Genomic DNA, 2,438 nt, shown 5'->3' on the forward strand with positions numbered 1-2,438 from the left:
GGACGCTTGCAAAAGCACCTGCCTTGATCCCGCCACCGGAGAAGTCTGGCGGGCCAACCAGTCCGGCGAAACTCGACGGATGAAGCTAGCTGATCTTTGAACCATTCAAACAACTTGCATGCATCGGCATCTTCTTCGTGGCAATTCGCTGATGTTTTCGTTCCACGCGCCACCCCGTCGACTGGGCAAACCGCATTCTGCTCCATCCGCTCAGCGTTCCGGCGAGCGATCGTGGGTGTTTTTGGTAAATTGTTTCTGACCAGCGGATTGGCTCTCCAATGATCGGTGCCGAACTCGCCGGTGGAGACTGGAACACGATTGCCGACATCATCCAAAAAGCACATGCTGACGACGGCCATGCAAGGGTTGTCTTCAAACGTTCGTAGTGCCCAACCCTCTCGATTTCCGGTGCAAAGATATCCTTCATGAGTGCTTCCTCGGTTTGGCTGGAGTTGGATCAAGTCGAAAAGCGACTCTGTATCGTGACTGCAGAGCAACTCGGGCTGGGCCTCGATGAAGTCAAGCCGGAAAGCCGACTGATCGAGGATTTGCATTGTGACAGCCTCGATCTGATCGAGCTGATCATGGAGACCGAAGATGAATTCGGCATCACGATTCCCGACACACCGAAAACGGCTGTCGGAAAGTTGATCTTCACTCGCCAGCCATTCAGGATTCGTGACCTAGCTGAGTTTGCTTTTTTGAATCAGGGGACCGGAGCACCGGTTCGCAGTGGCTGGCGAAAGATGCCTGTCGGGCTTCTACCGCCGCCCGAGTCCGGCTTCACGCAGCTTGGTGGAACAATCAACGCCGACGAGTTGGATCAAGCCGACCTGTACGAAAAACTTGACGCTGCCAGCGAGCTGCCGGTGTTCCGCCGGAAGACTGATGGAATGGTTTGTGTCCAAGTCCCTGCTGCTTCCGTCCTCGTTGGCAACGACGACGCGGACGCTCATCACGATGAGGGTCCCTGTCATTCAGCCATGTTGTCGCCATTTCTGATCGACATCGAACCTGTCTCGGTGACTGCCTTTTGCCGGTTCCTCAATTCGATCGATCTGAAGAAACACGACATCGCAATGTTGATCACTCTTTCGCCCAATGACGATCGCCAAACTGACGTGCAGTTTGAACACGGTGGACGGACTTGGAAGCCACTTCCCGGCACAGCGATGCAGCCAGTCGTGTTGGTTTCATGGTACGCCGCGGACGCCTATTCGCGTTGGGCAAACGGCCGCGACTGGGCGGCCGACGATTGGGAACGCAGCTATCTACCAACAGAGGCACAATGGGAATACGCCGCCGCAGGGGCGTTCGATAACAAAGAACACGTCTATGCGGGAATTCATCATCGCGGCAAGTCGCACGAATCCGACGGCTTACCAATTCCATTGGTGCAGCAAGAGTATGGACGATCGCGATTTGGTCTCAGGCACATGAGCGGAACAATCTGGCATTGGTGCCGAGATTGGTTCACGCCTGATTTTTATTCGAGTGACGCAGCAACCCAGCTCGATCCGGTGGCAGAAATTGAAACCGGTACGCGAAGTGAACGCGGCGGCAGCTGGGTAGGACCGATTGAATTGTGCCGTCCCGGTTACCGCCGCGGGCGAAACCCTGACGCTCGCGGTCGGTGCCTCGGGTTTCGGTGCATCGGCGAAATCCCAACTTAATCGATGGCAAAGTTCACGATGCCAGTTGAGACAAAGACGCCACTCGTTCTGCTCTCCGGACTTGCCGCAGACGCTCGCATCTTCACGCCGCAGAAGGTCGCGTTCCCGCAACTACGGTGTCCCGTTTGGTCGCCCCCACACCGGCAAGAGTCAATCGACGAGTACGCTCAACGGCTTGCAGAAACACTTGATCCCGGACCTTGCGTCATCGGTGGTGCTTCGTTTGGCGGCATCGTCGCTCTTCATCTGGCAGAACACGTCGACGCCCAGGCAGTGATTCTGATTGGAAGTATCAAGTCGCCATCTCAGCTGCCTGTGTACGCCCGCTGTGCTCGTCCATTTCGTTTCTTGATTCCCTTCCTTCCAATTCGGTTCCTTCAATTGCTATCGCGGCCCATGACCGCTAGGAGATTAAAACGAATCACGCCGTTTGCCCACGGTCTTGCTTGTCAGTTTCGCGATTCAGATCCGCGAGTCTTCAAATGGTCACTGTCGAGAATACTGGACTGGTCGTTGGCTCCCGTTCCTTCGTGTCCGGTCTACCACTTGCATGGCGATCGCGACTGGACACTGCCGGTGAAATACACAGACCCAGACAAGGTCGTCGTCGGCGCCGGGCACGTCCTTTCGCTCACTCACCCCGACGAAGTGAATTCCTATCTCAAAAATGTCCTCAGCCAAAAGTCGCTCGAGTGAACGAAACGATGCCTCACGATGAGAAACCGAAGCAACGCATTTTTGACTATTTCAAGGAACAAACCTTCC

2 protein-coding genes are annotated in these 2,438 nt (G+C 55.4%); both read left to right on the plus strand.

The features are described 5' to 3' along the window. Positions 1–425 precede the first annotated feature (425 nt). On the plus strand, positions 426–1,673 hold the full coding sequence (locus RE6C_RS29400) for an SUMF1/EgtB/PvdO family nonheme iron enzyme (RefSeq protein ID WP_008654542.1): 1,248 nt from the start codon (positions 426–428) through the stop codon (positions 1,671–1,673). A gap of 3 nt (positions 1,674–1,676) precedes the next feature. Next, positions 1,677–2,369 carry an alpha/beta fold hydrolase gene (locus tag RE6C_RS05270; RefSeq protein WP_008654544.1) on the plus strand — a complete coding sequence of 231 codons (693 nt, stop codon included), beginning with the start codon at positions 1,677–1,679 and terminating at the stop codon, positions 2,367–2,369. The last annotated feature ends 69 nt before the right edge of the window (positions 2,370–2,438 follow it).

This window comes from Rhodopirellula europaea 6C, assembly GCF_000338295.1.
Classification (GTDB): Bacteria; Planctomycetota; Planctomycetia; order Pirellulales; family Pirellulaceae; genus Rhodopirellula; species Rhodopirellula europaea.

Excerpts from the sequence above, each read along its gene's own strand:
- RE6C_RS29400 (WP_008654542.1), top strand. The coding sequence starts at position 426 with ATGAGTGCTTCCTCGGTTTGGCTGGAGTTGGATCAAGTCGAAAAGCGA.
- RE6C_RS05270 (WP_008654544.1), top strand. The coding sequence starts at position 1,677 with ATGGCAAAGTTCACGATGCCAGTTGAGACAAAGACGCCACTCGTTCTG.